This window comes from Microvirga sp. jy35, from assembly GCF_056148915.1.
In genome coordinates this window covers 1-15967 of the sequence record NZ_JBWBEW010000052.1, presented here as the reverse complement: position 1 = coordinate 15967, position 15967 = coordinate 1, and the positions used below count along the sequence as shown (strand labels likewise).

Sequence of the window (15967 nt, the reverse complement as noted above, 5' to 3'; positions counted from 1 at the left end):
GGCATCAAGCCCGCCTGCGGGCGAGGGTTGGGTAGGTGAAGGCGGATCGCTCCAGCGTCGTAGACAACCAGTGGTCCGTCGACGAGGACGGGATGAGCCTGTTCGTGTTGGGCGTTAACTACTCCGACCGCTTGTGGGCATCAGCTAGCAGCCGCCGAAGACCCTCAGCTCAGGTCACTGTCCTGCACGATGCGCCCTTCGTCCATGGTGATGATCCGGTCAGCCAAATCCATGATCTTGCTATCATGTGTCACCATCAGCGTTGTTGTACCCCGCTCCGTCCCGAGACGTTTGAGAAGGGTCACCACGTTGAGCGCACTTTCTTTGTCGAGAGCTGCCGTGGGCTCATCGGCAAAGACAATATCAGGGTTGCCAACAAGGGCTCTGGCTACGGCAACGCGCTGCTTTTGCCCCCCGGAGAGATTGCCAGGCAGGTAGTTCAAGCGCTCCCTCAGCCCCAACAGCCCAAGGAGGTGAGCCGCCGCGCTTTCCCACTGTGCTGTCGCAGCCGGCCCATGCACCTCCAAGCCCATCCTGACGTTCTGCATTGCCGTAAGGCTGTCATGCAGGTTGTGGGCCTGGAAGATGAACCCGAGCCTGCGGCGGCACTGCACCAGCACGTCCTCAGCCGCGCCGGCGAGCTCCATCCCCAGGAGAGTCACGCTGCCCTGTTGGACCCGGCGCAGACAGCCCATGAGCGTGAGTAAGGTTGTCTTCCCAGAACCAGATGCGCCAAGCAGAACAGTTAGCTTTCCGGGCTGGAGGACGAGATCGACGTCGAACAGCACCTGTTTTTTTGCCTCGCCCTCTCCGAACCAGTGCTCGAGCCCCCGCACGACAATCGGTGCAGCGGTCCTGCTCATAGAGCCGCCTGCCCGAGGCTCAAAAGGTCCCGTGAGGTCCATCCTACCCTCCTCAGAAGAGATCAGCGGGGTTGGCTCGGGCCAATTTGCGGGTGGCGATTGCTCCCGACAACAAACACATCCCGAGCACACCAATGAGTACGAACACAGCCCGTGCTCCTGTCATCGCCAGCGGCAGCCCGGTGGCGGCAGCGATCATGGCGTAAAGCCCGAGCGAGACAACAAAGCCAGGAATGAAGCCCAAAGCGGCGAGGATCGCCGCTTCCTCAAACACGATGCTGAGAAAGAACCGCTGCGGATAGCCGATTGCCTTGAAGGTTGCGTACTCCTTCAAGTGCTCGGCGACATCTGTCGAGAGCACCTGGTAGACGATGATGATGCCAACCAGTGCGCCGATTACGATGCCAAAGCCAAAGACCAAACCTACAGGCCGCTGCGTTGTCTGGAAGGCCCGGTCTTTGTCAAACGCCTCGGCAACAGTCCGCACGGAGCTATCGTAAGCGGGGAGCACGGCTCGAAGGCGCTCGATAGTGGAACGAACGTCAGCACCCGGTGCCAGGCCCACCAGGATGTGGTTTGGCGCTCCTGCGACGCGCTGAGGGAACAGACGCAGGAAGGTCTGATCCGAGATGACGAGGTAACCATCCGCTGTAAAGCCGCCACCGATCTCGAAGGTGCCGACAACCGTCAGTGTGCGTCCCTTGACTTCAAAGCGGTATGGTTGCCCATTTGCGATTTGGGCGAAGAGGCCATCCGGGGCGTTCCGGGTCTTCGCGTCGATGAGCGCCACGTCAGCGCGTGCAATGTCTGCGAGCCGGGCGTCGATGGCAGGATTGCGGATGGTTTCGGACGAGGGGTCAATGCCGAACACATCAAGGTTGCGAATGGTCCCGTCGGACTGCTTCCACTCGATTTTGCCGTAGTAGAGCGGCGTTGCCCTCGCGACGCCCTCAACGGAGAGCGCCTCGAACATGCGTTGGCGCGGGAGAGGGCTGCCGTCCGCCAGCGTGTTCATGTCCGACGCCGAGATGAGGATGTCGGCGTTCATCTGGTCATACGGCAGCCTGATGCTGCCAACGAGAGCCCCAAGGAAGCCGAGCTGCATGAGGACAAGAACGCTGGCGAAGGACACACCCGCTACCGCCGCCGCGAGCCGGGTCTTGTTGTGCACCAACTGGAGCCATCCAATCGGGAGCCGGTCGAGGAGTTTGGCGAGCAATTCGGTCATAGCTCGCCCCTGCTCGTGATGCGAGCTGTCACCTGCAGGTTTGTGAAGCGTTGGGCGAGACTAGAGGAGTCAGGCTCAAGGGCTACCGTGATTTTCACGACCCGGGCGTCAGTATTGGCCGCAGGGTTGGCGTCGACCACAGTTTGGCGGCCGACTTCAAGTCCGATCCGGGTCACGCTACCCTTGAGCCGCTGAGGCAAGGCTTCGGCTGTCACTTCCACGGTGTCGCCCACCAACACGCGACCGATCTGTGCCTGATAGACCTCAACCTCGACGGTCATTCTGTCGATATTGCCAAGGTTCATCAGGCCTTGCGCACCAGGCTTCTCCCCCGGCCGAACATGGACGGTCAGCACAGTCCCAGTAATCGGAGCGCGGACATAGGCCTTGTCCAGATCCGCTTGTGCGCGGGCTAGATCAGCTCGAGCGGTATCCACGTTGCGCTCCGCCACTCGAACATCCGCCTGCGCGTCAAGATCGCCTGAGCCATAGCGGGAGAGGGTGGCTCGTGCCCGCTCCACCTCCCGTGCGGCCTCATCACGAGCGGCACGGCGCTGGTCAAAGGACTGTTCGGCCGCATAGCCACGTTGGCGCAGGATCTCCACCCGTTTGAATTCGCGAACCGTGTTCTGATACGTGGTCTCTGCGCGAGCGAGGGTGGCTCCTGCCTCGTCACGGCTGGCCTGCACGGAAGCTCTGACCTGGGCTAGGTTAGCCTCCCGGGCGGCAAGTTGGGCGCGCGCAGACCCGAGGGCTGCCAGCAGCGTCCGCTCGCTGTCGAGAACGGCCAGCACGCTCCCGTGCTCGACGCGATCACCCTCCGTGACCTTCAGGCTTGCGACCCGCGCATCACCCGCGCCAAAGGGTGGCGCGACGATTACCACCTCACCTTCGGGGAGAAGCCTGCCGAGACCCACCACCATCTGGCGGGTTGAGAGATCCGCAGCTCCGACCTGGTGGGGGTCAGGCCGTTGAACCGGCAGCGCGATGGGAGAGGACGTTCCGCCGCCGGGTTGCAGTTGCAAAACGGCCATGAGCTTCTGAAGCCCCGGCGGCTGGAAGTAGAGGCCGATAAAACCACCCAGCGCCACAAGAGCGATCATCACTAGGATGAAGCGGGCGCGTCTCAGGACAGCACGCCAGCGCGACCGGTGTGGCCTGACCTCCGAAGAGTGCCGAACGACCACGAGGGGCAGCCTCTCGCGCTCTGCAGTGCCCGTTTTGGAATCAGCCGTGAAGGCGTGATGAGGTTGTACGGTTTGGGAGATGATCATGGCTAAGCCCGATCTGCTGAGATAGCGCTGGACGATTAATGACGATGGGGTCATTATAGCCGACATCAAAAGCATTGCAAACTTTAATGACCAGCAAGTCATTTGCAGCGTTGAGGCGTAGATGGATCAGCCAATGACTACCCCTCGACCGAGGCGTCGGCGCAAGGAAGCCCGGCCAGCCGAACTGGTAAGGGCAGGACTTGAGGAGTTTGCGGTGAACGGCTTTGCGGGAACGCGTCTTGACGACGTTGCTCGCCGTGCTGGCGTCGCCAAAGGAACGATCTACCGCTACTACCCGGACAAAGAGGCACTCTTCCTGGCCGCGGTGCGGACCGAAGTTGCACCGGTGTTTGAGCAGATCATCGGCTTTGTGGATGTATATCCCGGCACCACTCGCGATCTTCTGAAGCTGATGTTTGAAACCCTTCACCGGCAGTTGGTGAACTCGGATCTGCGGGTGCTGGTCCGCATCATCATAGCAGAAGGTGAGCGCTTCCCGGCTTTGACCGAGCTGTACTACACAGAGACGATCTCGAAAGGTCGTGCTCTCTTGGAGCAGATCGTGGCGCGCGGCATCGCCCGTGGTGAGGTGCGGCAAGGGGCTGCTGCTAACCTCCCGCTTGTGCTCGTAGCGCCTGCCCTAATGGCTGCCATTTGGCGTATGACCTTCGATCGATACGCCCACATCAGCAGCGAGGCCTTCCTGGACGCCCACATTGATGTGGTGTTCAATGGGCTTCTGACGCCTGACGCTGATCGAATTGGAAGGTCATGAAGCGGCCCGCTATTCTTCGCGCAAAGCAGCACGCAGATACCCACTTGGGCGCCGCGACGTATGTGGGCGGGAGTGTGAGCGTTCTACCCGTTGCGATGAGCCGCAGGCACAGCGCTCAAGGGCAGCTTCGGGTCAAAGTGTAACCTAGAGCGGACTCAATGAAGGTCCGCTTGTCGCGCCTTTGCAGAAGTTCAGCGTACTTCCGAAACGTGTCATGAGCCGACATTCAGCATAGAGAATGTTCAGGTGCCGCTTGGGAAATTGATTGCCGCGAATGAATTCATGGGAATTGAGATTCACCCGTGAACCTGACTTGACGTCGTTCCAACGACCGTGTGGCCAATCCGAATTTTGCTTGCGACCATTCCGACGAGTGTAGAGTTGATGGTGAGGAGCACCACAATATCCTCACTCAAGACATCCTCGCAAATATCCAATCGCCCGGGCTGCAGATGATGGTCCGTCCGGTTCATAGATGAACGGCTCAACCCCAAGAAACCCGCTATATCCCTTCTCGCGAAGAGCTTGCAGGATTGGCTTGAAGTGGAGGCTGCCCTGGCCCGGGCCTCGCCGGTTCGGATCGTTCAGGTGAACATGGGCGATCAGACCACTTGGGAGCCATGTCGATAGCAATCTGGCTGGGTCGCCATCTCTCCCGCGCATTGCTGCCGCGCAATCAATCATCGTGCGAAGGGCTGAAATATTGATCTGCCTGACCAGGTCGGCGGCTTCTGCGACGCTCGTCACGAAGTTGGTCTCATCCGGTGCGAGCGGCTCTATGCAATAGACCACACCGGCGGTCGATGCATGTTCACCGGCTGCTGCAAAGCACTCAGCACCAAAAGCGCGCTGCTCGCGCTCATGTTCTGTGATCAGCTCGCGCTGCCGAGGCGAGCCGTGCACGAGATAGTGCCCGCCGAGGTCTGCGCAGAGATCGATCAGACTCCGCATCACAGCCACCGTGCGTTGTCGGACCGGGGCATCGCGGCTCGTGATCGACAAGTTCTCCGGTTTCATCAGGAGCCAATGCAAGCCCGTGATTCCGATGCCTTCGCGCGAGGCGATCGAGCGCAACTCGGCGATACGGGCCGGTGTCAGACGGTGCGGCTCATCACCGAGAGTAAAAGGAGCGATCTCGAGCCCATCGTATCCGAGCTCACGCGCAAGAGCGCATTGCTGAGGAAACGGCAGGTGTCGCACGACTTCGTTGCAAAGGGACATACGCATTGGCTCAGACGGCTCCTGGTCTCGTACCCGGCTTCCCGAGCCTAGTTTTGACCCAAGCCGTCGCACGACCCACAGCGGGGACATTCGACATGAACGTGTAGATCACAAGAAGGGCTAGGATGGCACTGATCGGGCGTGTGAAGAAAGGAGTCATATCGCCGTCGCTCAGAGTGAGAGCACGCCGAAGGCTCTTGTCCAGAATATCGCCCAGCACAATCCCCAAGACGAACGGAGCGATCGGGTAGCCATGCCGGCGCATGAGGAAAGCAAGCGTGCCGAAGCCGAGCATGACCCAGACGTCGAAAAGGCGTGACGACAACGAATAGGCTCCCACAGTGCAGAGGACAAAGATGATCGGCATCAGGATCGTCCGTGGCACCCGCAGCACGAGAAGAAGGGGACGAATAAAAAACAGACCGAAGAAGAGGATGCCGATCGTCGAGAACAGTACCATCGCCACGACTTGGTAGATAAAGTCGGGATTGTTCACCATCAGCATCGGGCCAGGCTGGATGCCGTGAATGATCATGGCGGCGAGGAGCACGGCACTTGGTGCCGAGCCCGGGATTGCGAGTGCCAGTGCAGGGATCAGTGCGCCGGGAACGGACGCGTTGTCGCCAGTTTCGGCTGCCATGAGCCCCTCGACAGAGCCATTCCCATATTCCTCCGGCTTCCGGCTCAGCCGCTTTGCGGTCGCGTAGGATGTCCAGGCCGCCATATCCTCACCGACTCCCGGCAGGATCCCGACCCATACGCCGATGGTGCCGGACCGCAGGATCGTCTTCCAATGCCGCAGCACGTCCACGATACGGGGCAGCGCAGTGTCGAAGCTCATGATCTTGGACCGCGTTCCACGCTCAGCCATAATGGTCAGGATTTCGGAGAAGCCGAACGCTCCGACGAGAACAGGGATTAGCTGAAAGCCGCCGGCGAGATCGGTATTGCCAAAGCTGAAACGCGGATAAGCGTAGAGGCCCTCCTGCCCGATACAGGCGACAAACAGGCCGAGCGCACCTGCAAGCCAGCCCTTAATTGGATCTGCGGTAACGACATTCCCGGACATGACAACTCCGAGCAGTGCGAGCCAAAAAAACTCGTACGCACCGAAGCTGAGCGCAAACTCCCCCAGGAGAGGCGTGAACAGGGCGAGGCAGAACATACCGAAGAGAGAGCCCAGCACGGAACCGGCCGTGGCGATCCCCATGGCCCGCCCTGCCTCTCCTTTGCGGGCCAAAGCGTATCCGTCCAGGCAGGCGGCGGCATTGGCGGCCGTGCCTGGAATGTTAAGCAGGATCGCCGTCCGGCTCCCGCCGTAGATCGCGCCGTTATAGGCACAGATCAAAATGAGGATCGCTACCGACGGGTCGAGCTTGAGGGTCAGCGTGGTCAGCAGTGTGATCGCGAGGGTCGCGCTCAGGCCGGGCATTGCCCCCATGAGCAGACCGACAAGCGTGGCGCCCAACGCCAAGGCCAGCGTCGCCGGCGTAAGGAAACCGGCAACTGCTTGGCCGAAGAAGATGAGTCCATCAAACATGGCGGTTATGGAAGCCGGATAAGAAAGAGGTTCTGGAAAAGATAGGTCACGGCGGCCGAGGTGGCCGTCGCGATCAGTGCAGCCTCAATGGAGCGGCGTAAGAAGGGGCGCCCCTCGATCCGGTGGCGGTCCTCCAGAACGAGGACGTGGACGAACACAAAGCCTGCGGCGAGAAGCCAGAACGGCAAGCCACGACCGAGCAGGATGCCCGCGAAGGCGACGCAGAGCGCCCAGCTTGCAAGTAACCGTTTCCAGTTGGTGCCAACCTCCTCGGCCGAGGTGACGCCCATGGCTGACGCCGCCCGGCCGATACCACGGCGCGATATGAGAACAAGGGCCATGACCATCATGCCCAATCCGAGGAGGCCCGGCAGGAGACCGGGCGCCGTGAGGGGATTGATGTTCTGTGAGGCAAGCCGGTCCATGGCCCAAGAACCATAGAATACGGCTGCCCCGAAAACGAACCAGATCACTCCGGCGATGCGGTCCCCGTTCATTGGGCGCGGGCCATCAGGGGCGCTGGATCCCGACGGTGTCCGGCGAGACCTTGGCTTTGCCTGCGTCAAACAGGAGCCAAGCGTTGGCGCGCACAATAGGCATAGACTGCTCCACAGCTGCCGCACCAAAGGCCGGAGCAAAGAGCGCGCCCCGCTCGCGGGCGTAGCTCTTGAGCTTTTCCGAGTTCGCGATCTTCTCGCGCCAGATCTGGTCGAGGGTCTCCACGACGGGCTGGGGCACGCCTTTCGGGACGAAGATCCCGAAGTAGCTTGTGGGCGGACGCAGATTCGACAGGGTCTCGGTGACGGGCGGTATTGTGCCGTAGCCCGTGAGTTCGAGGGGCTTGTCGGAGAACGCTGCCAGCGGCCGCAGACGCTTGCCGCGGATCATTTCCGCTTGTTCCGTAGCAAGCTGGGTCGTTGCTTCGACCTCTCCTGCGACTGCCGCGACCACCGCCGGATTCCCACCATCATAGGCCACATGCTTGTAGGTTGCGCCGGCCGCCTTAGTGATGGCCTCCGCTGCATTGTGACTGGCCGACGCGGCACCGCCGGTCGAGATCGTAACGCTGTTGGGCTTTGCCTTCATGGCGGAGACCAGTTCCGCAAGCGTCTTGTAGGGTGCATTTGGGTTAACGCTGATGACCGGAACATTCGCAACGGTAAGATACACGTTCCATTGCGAAAGATCGGTGTCGAACATGCCGAGGACTTTATAGACCCCCAGGTCCTGCACGGCTCCCGCTGTCAACGTGTAACCGTCTTTCGCCGCCTCGAAGGCGTTCTTCGTGCCGATGGAGCCGGAGGCTCCGGGTTGGTTCACGACGACGACTTTCTGCCCGAGGGCCTCCTCGATTTCGCTTGCCGTGATCCGCGTGACCTGGTCGGTGGCGCCGCCCGGGGCCCAAGGCACGATGATCGTAATCGGCCGATCCGGCTTCCATGGATAGTTCTGCGCTTGTGCGGGCGCCGTGAGGCCGACGGCAACGGCCGCAGCGAGTAGAGTTCGTATCAACATCGTTCATCCTCCCTCACATGGGCAGGTACAGCCTGCCCTTTGTCGTGCAGGCCCCGATTGGGGAGACCTGCTGAAATTTCTCAACCGAAGGCCTATCGAGGCGCAGTGTCCGCCCGACCTCGCCCCACGGTCAATATCTCCTCAATGAGCTGCTGCGTGGCCAAAGCCTCCTCGCCGGTCACGGCCGGGTCTCGGCCTGATCGCACCGCGTCGAGAAAGTCAGCAATCAGCAGGCAATGGGCATCGATTGGGAAATCCATGATGTTCGCACCACCACCAGTCCTGGCGTCGGCTTCGACGCGCTCCTCCCGTCCGTCCAGCCAGATAACTTCCAAGCCCGCACCGACCAGTTTCGCTGTTCCGAGAGTGCCGACGATGCTGATCGCCTCAGGTGCGCCATGGGGCATAGCGGTCGTGGCCATCAGGCTTGCTGGCGCTCCGTTCGGAAGCCGCAGCAAGGCCGAGGCATAGTCCTCGGTCTCCATGCGGTGCAGAGCCGTTGTCGTGACCTGGGCCGCCTCCACGGTGCAACCGCCGACCAAGGATCGGAACAGATCGATCGTGTGGATCGCCTGGGTTAGCAGCACCCCTCCCCCATCGCGGGCAAGCGTGCCGCGGCCGGGCTCGTCGTAGTAGCTCTGCGGCCGCCACCAGGGCACCGCCATGGAGGCCAGTTCGATCGTGCCCAGTTCCCCTTGAGCGAGAAGCTCACGCAGGCGAATGGCTCCTGGACGGAAACGGTGTTGCAGGACGACACCGAGCCGCCGCTGCGCGCGTCGAGCGCTCACGACCAGTTCCTTGGCACGATCAAGCGAGACCTCAAGCGGCTTCTCGAGCAAGACGTGCCGGCCCGCCAGAAAGCATCGCTCTGCCACTTCGAGATGTGCATTGGGCGGAGTCAGGACGATGATCGCCTCAACGGCAGGATCGGCAATCGCCGCATCCAGATCAGTCGTCACAGGAAAAGGGTATTGCGTAGCAAAGGCCTCGAGCCGCGCGGCGCTTCGTCCAACGGCCCACCGCACGTCGACTTGCTCGTGCAACTCCATCAGACTAGCGGCATGGGGCTGGGATGCAGGGCCAAGACCTACGAGAGCAATACCGATCCGCCTCATCTGTCTCCTCCCGGACTGATCAAGCGGGCACGGCTCTGAGCTTCGAGCGCAAGCCGGCTGACTGTGAACACATGCGCCTGGGGCACGGCCGTTTCGGTCCGGTCCTGGACATCGGCGACGAAGCGCTTGAAATAAGTCAGGGGCTCGCCACTGCAATTGATATGACGCGTTCCATGTCGGTCGGCGAGGAAGAGGTGGTCCGTGCCTGAACGTCCCGCGATGTCGACATACTTGCGCAGCTCAATCGTGCCGCGGGTGCCCAGAATAATCAGACGCCCGTCGCCCCAAGTCGGCAAGCCGTCGGGGGTAAACCAGTCGACCCGCACGTAGCCGGACGCCCGCTCACTCCGGAGCAAAACCTCACCAAAATCCTGAAATTCGGCGGCTGTCTCCGTGCCGAAATGGCCGATTGCCGCCGAAACGATCTCGGCGTCCTCGGAACTTGTGAAGGTAAGGAACTGATCGATCTGGTGAGAGGCGATATCGACCAGAATGCCGCCGAACTGGCTGGCATCGAAGAACCATGCCGGACGGATTGCTTTGTTGAGGCGGTGCGGACCGAGCCCGACGGTCTGGACAACCTCGCCGATCACGTCGTCCCGGATCAGGCGCAGCGCCACTTCCGTTGAGGGCACGACGAAACGCTCGGAAAAACAGATCGAGAAGATCCGTCCGGTGTCCTTGACTGTGCTACGGACCTCCTCGAGCTGCTGAAAGGACGTGATCCCTGGCTTGTCGACCATCACGTCCTTACCCGCCCGCATCGCCGCAACGGCAATCGCGGCGCGCTCGCTGGGGATTGCGGCCGAGCAGATGATGTCGATTGAGGGATCCGCCAGCAACGCCTCTCGGTGGGCTTGGGCAAGCTCAGGGAAACGTTCTCGAAAACCTGCAAGAACTCTCGGATCCGAGGTCGTCGGGTCGAAGCCAACACAATTCGCTCCGGCATCGATCAATCCGCCGACGAGGTGGTAGATATGTCGATGATCGAGACCTATTGCCGCGAAGCGCATGGATACTACCCTTACCGTACGATAATACTCGAAGTTGCTGAAGCGCAACCGAGGAATTGATTACGGAGGTAATATTTTGAGCCGATCCCCTCGTGCACGATGTTCTGTTTCTCTTTGGGAGCCATCAACTGCACGAGCAGACCCAGAAGGACCTGCCGCTCGTCATCGGAGAGGGTGAAGATACTCACCAGTTTGCGGATGAGAGGATTGTGCTCGGATGGAAAGATGGCACCCCGGCCACGCTCTTCCTGTTGCCCACGGCAGCGGGCAAAGCGTTTCGGTCTAAGAAATACAATTAACTGACATTCATGCGCTACAGTCAAGAACACCTTCCGGCTAGGTTCTCATTACCTGATTGACGTGATGGACAAGAATCTCGACAAAGGCAGCGTCGTTGATGTGGTGTGGAACACGTATGATCTGATGTGTATCCGACACCTGAAAAGCCTTCTCAAGACTCGTAAACAGTGCTTCATCTGCCGCAGGATCGAAGAAGGGTTCCCCTGGGGCATCAAGCATGGACAATCCACCCTCCGGGAGCAATAAACGCACGGGAGCCTGGGATTGGTTCAGCTTCCTCGCTAGCCACTCGCCGATGATTACCATCTCATCCACGGACGTCCGCATCAGGGTGACATAGGCATTGTGTGAGTGGAGGAGACGTCCGCGATAGTGTTCCGGGATGGTATCCACTGCCCAGAAGTTCACCATGTCCAATGCGCCGCACGAACCGACCCACGGCACACCTGCACGAGCCGCGGCCTCAAAGCGGTTTGGGCCGGCGCTGCAGACGCCTCCGAACAGATAGTCGGCCGCCTCCGTGGTCGTGACATCCACAACTCCCCGGAACAGCCCCGAAGCCGTGAGAGCTTCCAGCGCCCGACCTCCAGGACCGTTGGCGTGAAACACCTGACAGTCAAACCTGCTGGACAGGGAGGCCGTCAGCTGTTGAACACAGGGCGTGGTCACGCCGAACATGCTGATCCCAAGCGACGGCTTGTCATCATCGGGCTGAGGAGCGTTTCGCACCATCATTCCGGCAAGCGCATGAGCGGCATTGCCCAGGACGACGCGCGATACGCGGTTCAATCCTGCGATGTCCGTTACCGGGAACATCATCATGATGTCGCTGACGCCGATGAAACGTGAGATATCGCCCGATGCCAGTGTCGAGACCATGACCTTCGGCAAGCCGATCGGAAGGCCTCGCATCGCGGGTGTGATGATCGCGGTCCCGCCGGATCCGCCGAGGCCGATGATGCCGCCGACATTCGGGCAGGCTTGCAAGTAGGCCTGAAACGCGTCTCTCATCGCATTGACTGCGGCGCCGCGTTCGCCTGCCTTGAAGACGGCATCAACTCCGCCCGAATGACAGGAAGCAACCATCTCGGCAGATACGTCCGCATCTGCCGAGATGAACTTGGTTCCGACATCCACCAGAACCGTCGGAATCCCCACATCCTGCAGCAAGGCGCCTACGTAACGGAGTTCTTCAGCCTTCGTGTCGAACGTGCCGACGACATAGGCGCTTCCTTTGTTCGGAGACGCGCTCATGAGGCACTGCGCCGCCTCGCTTTGGCGACTTCCGCAACCCCCTCGAAGGCGAAGCGGAATGTATCCGTCACCCGCGCCACGAGGTCTGCCTCCTGATCGGCAGGAGTGTTGAACTCGGCCCACCACTCCCCAAAAGTCTGCTGGCTTTCCGTGACAGAGCGAAGGCGCATCTCGGACACATAGTTCAACAGGGGAACCGATGCTTCAATGATCGTATAGCAGCAAAGATAGTCACGATCAGACAGGCTCAACAACTGCTCGCGGATATAGTCGTCTCCCTCCTTGGTCTTGAAGTTGCGGACACAACCGATCCTGTCAGCCGGCCAGTCATTCTCGATATAGCTGTCCTTGAAGAACCGATGGTACACCGGCAAGGCGTTGAAATCTCGCAGAACACTCCACGCTTCCTCGACGGTAACGTCCATCACTGCGCTTACATGGACGCGGAGCATGAAGCCTTCTCCTTTTGGCCGGGTTCGACGGAAAGGTTTTTGAACGTGCGAATGTGCTCCGTGAGGGCGATTTCGGTTGGAAGGCGCTCCATACTGCTGGCACCGTAGAAGCCATTGCAGTGCTCACTGTTCTCAAGAACATAGATGACATCCTGAGGGGTCGCGATGGGCCCACCATGCGCAATCACCACGACGTCCTTGCGAACCTTCCGAGCAGCCTCGGCCCACTCGTCGATCAATGCCACAGATTGCTTGAGGGTCTTCGACGTCGTTGCTCCGATCGTTCCCCCGACTGTGACGCCCATATGCGGCACGATCAGATCGGCCCCGGCCTTGGTCATCTCGACGGCCTCGTCAGCGCTGAAAACATAGGGCGTTGTAAGGAGATCAAGCTCATGGGCCTGGCGGATCATGTCGATCTCCGATGCGAACTGGATCCCGGTCTCCTCCAAACTGATCCGAAATGTGCCGTCGATAATCCCAACGGTGGGGAAATTCTGGACCCCTGAGAAGCCCAATTCCTTGAGTTCTTTCAGGAGCACGGGCATGATCGCAAAAGGGTCAGTTCCATTCACGCCTGCTATCACCGGCGTGTGCCGGACGACGGGGAGGATCTCGCCAGCCATCTCCTTGACGATCTGGTTTGCATTGCCATAGGCGAGCAGTCCGGCTGAGGAAGCGCGACCGGCCATCCGGTACCGCCCGGAATTATAGACGATGATGAGGTCGATCCCTCCAGCCTCTTCACATTTTGCCGAAATTCCGGTTCCGGCTCCGCCGCCGATGATGGGCTCGCCTCTCTGGACCATCTCCTGGAAGCGTTTGACTAGAGTTCTGCGCTCAAACCGGGCCATATTCTATCCTAAGAATGAGTGTCTGGATTCCGCCCTCACTTGTCTCGAGGTGAGAGCCGGTTCGAGATGCCGCGCTCAAGTGGATCCGGAGCGCAGCACCTCTTTCGTCAGGATTTGTTCACAAGGTAGCACTTGCTCTGGTCGAGAGGCTGGAAAGCCCGTTCGGCCGGAATTGTATCGACCAGCTTGAGATAATCCCAGGGATACTTCGACTCCGAGGGGGCCTTTACCCTCCAGAGATACATCTCGTGAACCATGCGCCCATCAACCCGGATCTTTCCATTCTTGGCGAAGAAGTCGTTGATCGGCATTTCCCGCATCTTGGCCGAAACGGCGTCCGGCTCGTCCGTGCCGGCGGCTTGCACGGCCTTCAGGTAGTGCATGGTCGAGGAATAGTCCGCGGCCTGGCTCATGTTGGGCATGTTGCCGACACGCTCGAAATAGCGCTTCGCGAAAGATCTGGTTTCCTCGTTCATGTCCCAGTACCAGGCATTCGTGAGCAGGAGCCCTTGGGCCGTATCGAGGCCGAGCGCGTGAATGTCGTTGAGCCACAACAGGAGGGCGGCAAGGCTCTGATCCTTCGTGATCCCGAATTCCGCCGCCGCCTTGATCGCGTTGATTGCATCTCCGCCGGTCGACGCGATGCCGACGATCTTCGCTTTGGAGGCCTGTGCCTGCAGGACGAAGGAAGAGAAGTCCGTGGTGTTCAGCGGGTGTCTCGCAGCTCCAATCACGTGCCCTCCGGAAGCCCGGACCAACTCGGAAACCTGCTGCTCGAGCCCGATGCCGAACGCAAAGTCAACGGTGAGAAAGAACCAGCTGTCGCCGCCTTGCTCGACGACAGCCTTGCCGGTGCCGTGAGCAAGCGAATAGGCGTCATATGCATAATGCACTGCATAGGGCGAGCACACTTGGTTCGTGATGCCCATATTCGACGAGCCGTTAACGATGATATGCCGCTTCTGATCCTTTGCGAGCGTAGCAACCGACAATGCAACGGCAGAATTGGAAAGATCGGCGATCAAGTCGACGCCGCCCGTATCGAACCACTGACGAGCAGTCGCCGAGCCGATATCCGGTTTGTTCTGGTGATCGGCAAAGATGACATCGATAGGTTTGCCGAGAATGGTGCCGCCAAAGTCTTCCGCCGCCATTTTGACAGCTTCAACGGCACCCTTTCCGGCTAAGTCGGAATAGACACCGCTCATATCGGTTAAAACGCCGATCCTAACCACATTGTCGGAAATAGCGTTTTGTTGCGCTGTTGCGGCCGTTACTGCCAGCGGCACAAGCAGTGAAGCCGAAAGGACACTCTTGAGAGTCGCGATCATCGTTTCCTCCATGTTGATTTTTGTTATCTTGGTGGAAGTCTGACAGTCGAGAAACCTTGAAGCCATGGTCGTAGCGCACGAGAAGCTACTCGAAACACACATCGTCGGCGCCAAGACGCAACAGTGGATCGTACGCGATGACGTTTGTCCGCTTCTCCGCCAGCGGCACATCGCGCATGTGGGGGTCGGAGACGCAGCCCCGCCCTATCGCATCGTCAGAACCAAGCTGAGCGGCGCCTACCTGCACGGATCGCTGGGTGGGGAAGGACGCATGCTGCTCGACGGGCGCTGGCGGCCGCATCGAACGGGAATGACCACTTTCGCGCCCGCCCACGTGCTGCATGCCTTTCACGCGATACCGTCGCGGCGGTGGCAGTATTGCTGGGTGCGCTTCACACCCTCATCGCCCTTTTCAATGATCGGCGCGGTGGCTCCGCTCATGGCCCGCTTCAACCCGGAGCCGCTCCGGCACGCTATCATGGGTCTTGTTCAAGAGGTGGAAGGCGCTCGCGATATCGGCACATGCGGCCTCTGGATCGATCTCATCGAGCGTTATGTGGATCTGTTCATGGAGCCGTGGCGCCGGGAAAAGCGCCTACTGTCCCTGTGGAATATCGTACAACAGGATCTCTCGCGTGATTGGACACTCGGTGAACTCGCCAGTCTAGCCAGCATGAGCGGCGAGCACCTGCGCCGCCTGTGCCACCGGAGCCTCGGACGGAGTCCAATCCAGCAATTGGCCGTCCTGAGGATTCAGCATGCGGCACACCTCCTGGCGACGACGGATGCAAAAATCGAGTTGATTGCAAACCAGGTTGGCTATGAAAACCCGTTTGCTTTCTCGAATAAATTTCAGCAGATCACAGGCATCAGACCGTCTCAATTCCGCAAGCACAAACATCGTAACTTGGTGTAGCTGCAAGATTATCCATTCTAACTTTAGTTTACCCTTACGCTCTCACAAGACCTCGCCTCAAGAATGAAAAGCAAGTCGGCTGTTGCAATTGATATGGCCAAGGCCGATACACGCATTCTTTACCTCGCAGCTGCCGAATGCCTGAGGCGAGGCCTAAAGGACTGCTTTGGGTCAAAGTGTAATCTTGGGCGGAACAATTAAAGGTACGCTCGTCGCGCCTTTGCAGAAGTTCCGTGTATTTCCGGAACGTGCCGATACTGTTGAAAAAGTCCGCAACGGCCGATTTTTGCGCAGTCAGCATACAGGATGCTGGGCC

Annotated in this window: 16 protein-coding genes; 3 read left to right on the top strand and 13 right to left on the bottom strand. The window is 59.8% G+C overall.

Features of this window, described 5'->3' with window-relative positions:
- Positions 1-164: 164 nt before the first annotated feature.
- Genes AC0QTX_RS24440 through AC0QTX_RS24430 form a run of 3 tightly spaced genes read right to left on the bottom strand, consistent with a single transcriptional unit; the run spans position 165 to position 3365 of the window.
- A complete protein-coding gene (locus tag AC0QTX_RS24440) occupies positions 165-863 on the bottom strand; it encodes an ATP-binding cassette domain-containing protein (protein WP_474606407.1) in 699 nt (232 codons plus the stop codon).
- A gap of 52 nt (positions 864-915) precedes the next feature.
- Positions 916-2091 (bottom strand): ABC transporter permease DevC, encoded by a 1176-nt coding sequence (gene devC, locus AC0QTX_RS24435; protein ID WP_474606406.1) that lies wholly within the window; start codon positions 2089-2091, stop codon positions 916-918.
- A complete protein-coding gene (locus AC0QTX_RS24430) occupies positions 2088-3365 on the bottom strand; it encodes an HlyD family efflux transporter periplasmic adaptor subunit (protein ID WP_474606405.1) in 1278 nt (425 codons plus the stop codon). Before AC0QTX_RS24430 ends, devC begins: the two co-directional genes overlap by 4 nt.
- 121 nt (positions 3366-3486) lie before the next feature.
- Between AC0QTX_RS24430 and AC0QTX_RS24425 the strand changes: the two genes are divergently transcribed.
- Entirely contained in the window at positions 3487-4140 is a 654-nt protein-coding gene (locus tag AC0QTX_RS24425; RefSeq protein WP_474606404.1) for a TetR/AcrR family transcriptional regulator, read from the top strand.
- Between the two features lie 408 nt (positions 4141-4548).
- Here AC0QTX_RS24425 and AC0QTX_RS24420 read toward each other — a convergent pair whose 3' ends face one another.
- The 6 genes from AC0QTX_RS24420 to AC0QTX_RS24395 form a co-directional block, all read right to left on the bottom strand.
- Positions 4549-5340 (bottom strand): sugar phosphate isomerase/epimerase family protein, encoded by a 792-nt coding sequence (locus tag AC0QTX_RS24420; RefSeq protein WP_474606403.1) that lies wholly within the window; start codon positions 5338-5340, stop codon positions 4549-4551.
- 31 nt (positions 5341-5371) lie between these two features.
- Positions 5372-6901: a tripartite tricarboxylate transporter permease gene (locus tag AC0QTX_RS24415; protein WP_474606402.1), complete on the bottom strand. Its 1530-nt coding sequence runs from the start codon at positions 6899-6901 to the stop codon at positions 5372-5374.
- Positions 6902-6906: 5 nt separating this feature from the next.
- A complete protein-coding gene (locus AC0QTX_RS24410) occupies positions 6907-7398 on the bottom strand; it encodes a tripartite tricarboxylate transporter TctB family protein (protein WP_474606401.1) in 492 nt (163 codons plus the stop codon).
- Between the two features lie 13 nt (positions 7399-7411).
- Positions 7412-8416, bottom strand: a complete 1005-nt coding sequence (locus AC0QTX_RS24405) for a Bug family tripartite tricarboxylate transporter substrate binding protein (RefSeq protein WP_474606400.1) — start codon at positions 8414-8416, stop codon at positions 7412-7414.
- A gap of 92 nt (positions 8417-8508) precedes the next feature.
- Entirely contained in the window at positions 8509-9531 is a 1023-nt protein-coding gene (locus tag AC0QTX_RS24400; RefSeq protein ID WP_474606399.1) for a Gfo/Idh/MocA family protein, read from the bottom strand.
- Positions 9528-10544: a Gfo/Idh/MocA family protein gene (locus AC0QTX_RS24395; protein ID WP_474606398.1), complete on the bottom strand. Its 1017-nt coding sequence runs from the start codon at positions 10542-10544 to the stop codon at positions 9528-9530. The genes AC0QTX_RS24400 and AC0QTX_RS24395 overlap by 4 nt, the downstream gene beginning before the upstream one ends.
- Positions 10545-10636: 92 nt before the next feature.
- Between AC0QTX_RS24395 and AC0QTX_RS24390 the strand changes: the two genes are divergently transcribed.
- Positions 10637-10843, top strand: a complete 207-nt coding sequence (locus tag AC0QTX_RS24390) for a hypothetical protein (RefSeq protein ID WP_474606397.1) — start codon at positions 10637-10639, stop codon at positions 10841-10843.
- 37 nt (positions 10844-10880) lie between these two features.
- Here the strand turns inward: AC0QTX_RS24390 and AC0QTX_RS24385 are convergent, their stop codons facing one another.
- The 4 genes from AC0QTX_RS24385 to AC0QTX_RS24370 form a co-directional block, all read right to left on the bottom strand.
- Positions 10881-12098: a Tm-1-like ATP-binding domain-containing protein gene (locus AC0QTX_RS24385; RefSeq protein ID WP_474606396.1), complete on the bottom strand. Its 1218-nt coding sequence runs from the start codon at positions 12096-12098 to the stop codon at positions 10881-10883.
- A complete protein-coding gene (locus AC0QTX_RS24380; RefSeq protein WP_474606395.1) occupies positions 12095-12550 on the bottom strand; it encodes an SRPBCC family protein in 456 nt (151 codons plus the stop codon). Before AC0QTX_RS24380 ends, AC0QTX_RS24385 begins: the two co-directional genes overlap by 4 nt.
- Positions 12532-13404, bottom strand: coding sequence for a phosphoenolpyruvate hydrolase family protein (locus AC0QTX_RS24375; RefSeq protein ID WP_474606394.1), 873 nt, complete (start codon positions 13402-13404; stop codon positions 12532-12534). Before AC0QTX_RS24375 ends, AC0QTX_RS24380 begins: the two co-directional genes overlap by 19 nt.
- Before the next feature lie 107 nt (positions 13405-13511).
- On the bottom strand, positions 13512-14735 hold the full coding sequence (locus tag AC0QTX_RS24370; protein ID WP_474606415.1) for an ABC transporter substrate-binding protein: 1224 nt from the start codon (positions 14733-14735) through the stop codon (positions 13512-13514).
- 64 nt (positions 14736-14799) lie between these two features.
- On the opposite strand from AC0QTX_RS24370, the gene AC0QTX_RS24365 reads away from it, so the two are divergent.
- On the top strand, positions 14800-15651 hold the full coding sequence (locus AC0QTX_RS24365; RefSeq protein ID WP_474606393.1) for a helix-turn-helix transcriptional regulator: 852 nt from the start codon (positions 14800-14802) through the stop codon (positions 15649-15651).
- Positions 15652-15967: the final 316 nt, after the last annotated feature.

Bases quoted from the DNA above. Each gene is read 5' to 3' on its own strand.
- AC0QTX_RS24415 (WP_474606402.1), bottom strand. From the start codon at position 6,901: ATGTTTGATGGACTCATCTTCTTCGGCCAAGCAGTTGCCGGTTTCCTT.
- AC0QTX_RS24410 (WP_474606401.1), bottom strand. From the start codon at position 7,398: ATGAACGGGGACCGCATCGCCGGAGTGATCTGGTTCGTTTTCGGGGCA.
- AC0QTX_RS24365 (WP_474606393.1), top strand. From the start codon at position 14,800: ATGGTCGTAGCGCACGAGAAGCTACTCGAAACACACATCGTCGGCGCC.
- AC0QTX_RS24380 (WP_474606395.1), bottom strand. From the start codon at position 12,550: ATGCTCCGCGTCCATGTAAGCGCAGTGATGGACGTTACCGTCGAGGAA.
- AC0QTX_RS24370 (WP_474606415.1), bottom strand. From the start codon at position 14,735: ATGATCGCGACTCTCAAGAGTGTCCTTTCGGCTTCACTGCTTGTGCCG.
- AC0QTX_RS24440 (WP_474606407.1), bottom strand. From the start codon at position 863: ATGAGCAGGACCGCTGCACCGATTGTCGTGCGGGGGCTCGAGCACTGG.
- devC (WP_474606406.1), bottom strand. From the start codon at position 2,091: ATGACCGAATTGCTCGCCAAACTCCTCGACCGGCTCCCGATTGGATGG.
- AC0QTX_RS24395 (WP_474606398.1), bottom strand. From the start codon at position 10,544: ATGCGCTTCGCGGCAATAGGTCTCGATCATCGACATATCTACCACCTC.
- AC0QTX_RS24405 (WP_474606400.1), bottom strand. From the start codon at position 8,416: ATGTTGATACGAACTCTACTCGCTGCGGCCGTTGCCGTCGGCCTCACG.
- AC0QTX_RS24375 (WP_474606394.1), bottom strand. From the start codon at position 13,404: ATGGCCCGGTTTGAGCGCAGAACTCTAGTCAAACGCTTCCAGGAGATG.
- AC0QTX_RS24430 (WP_474606405.1), bottom strand. From the start codon at position 3,365: ATGATCATCTCCCAAACCGTACAACCTCATCACGCCTTCACGGCTGAT.
- AC0QTX_RS24385 (WP_474606396.1), bottom strand. From the start codon at position 12,098: ATGAGCGCGTCTCCGAACAAAGGAAGCGCCTATGTCGTCGGCACGTTC.
- AC0QTX_RS24425 (WP_474606404.1), top strand. From the start codon at position 3,487: ATGGATCAGCCAATGACTACCCCTCGACCGAGGCGTCGGCGCAAGGAA.
- AC0QTX_RS24400 (WP_474606399.1), bottom strand. From the start codon at position 9,531: ATGAGGCGGATCGGTATTGCTCTCGTAGGTCTTGGCCCTGCATCCCAG.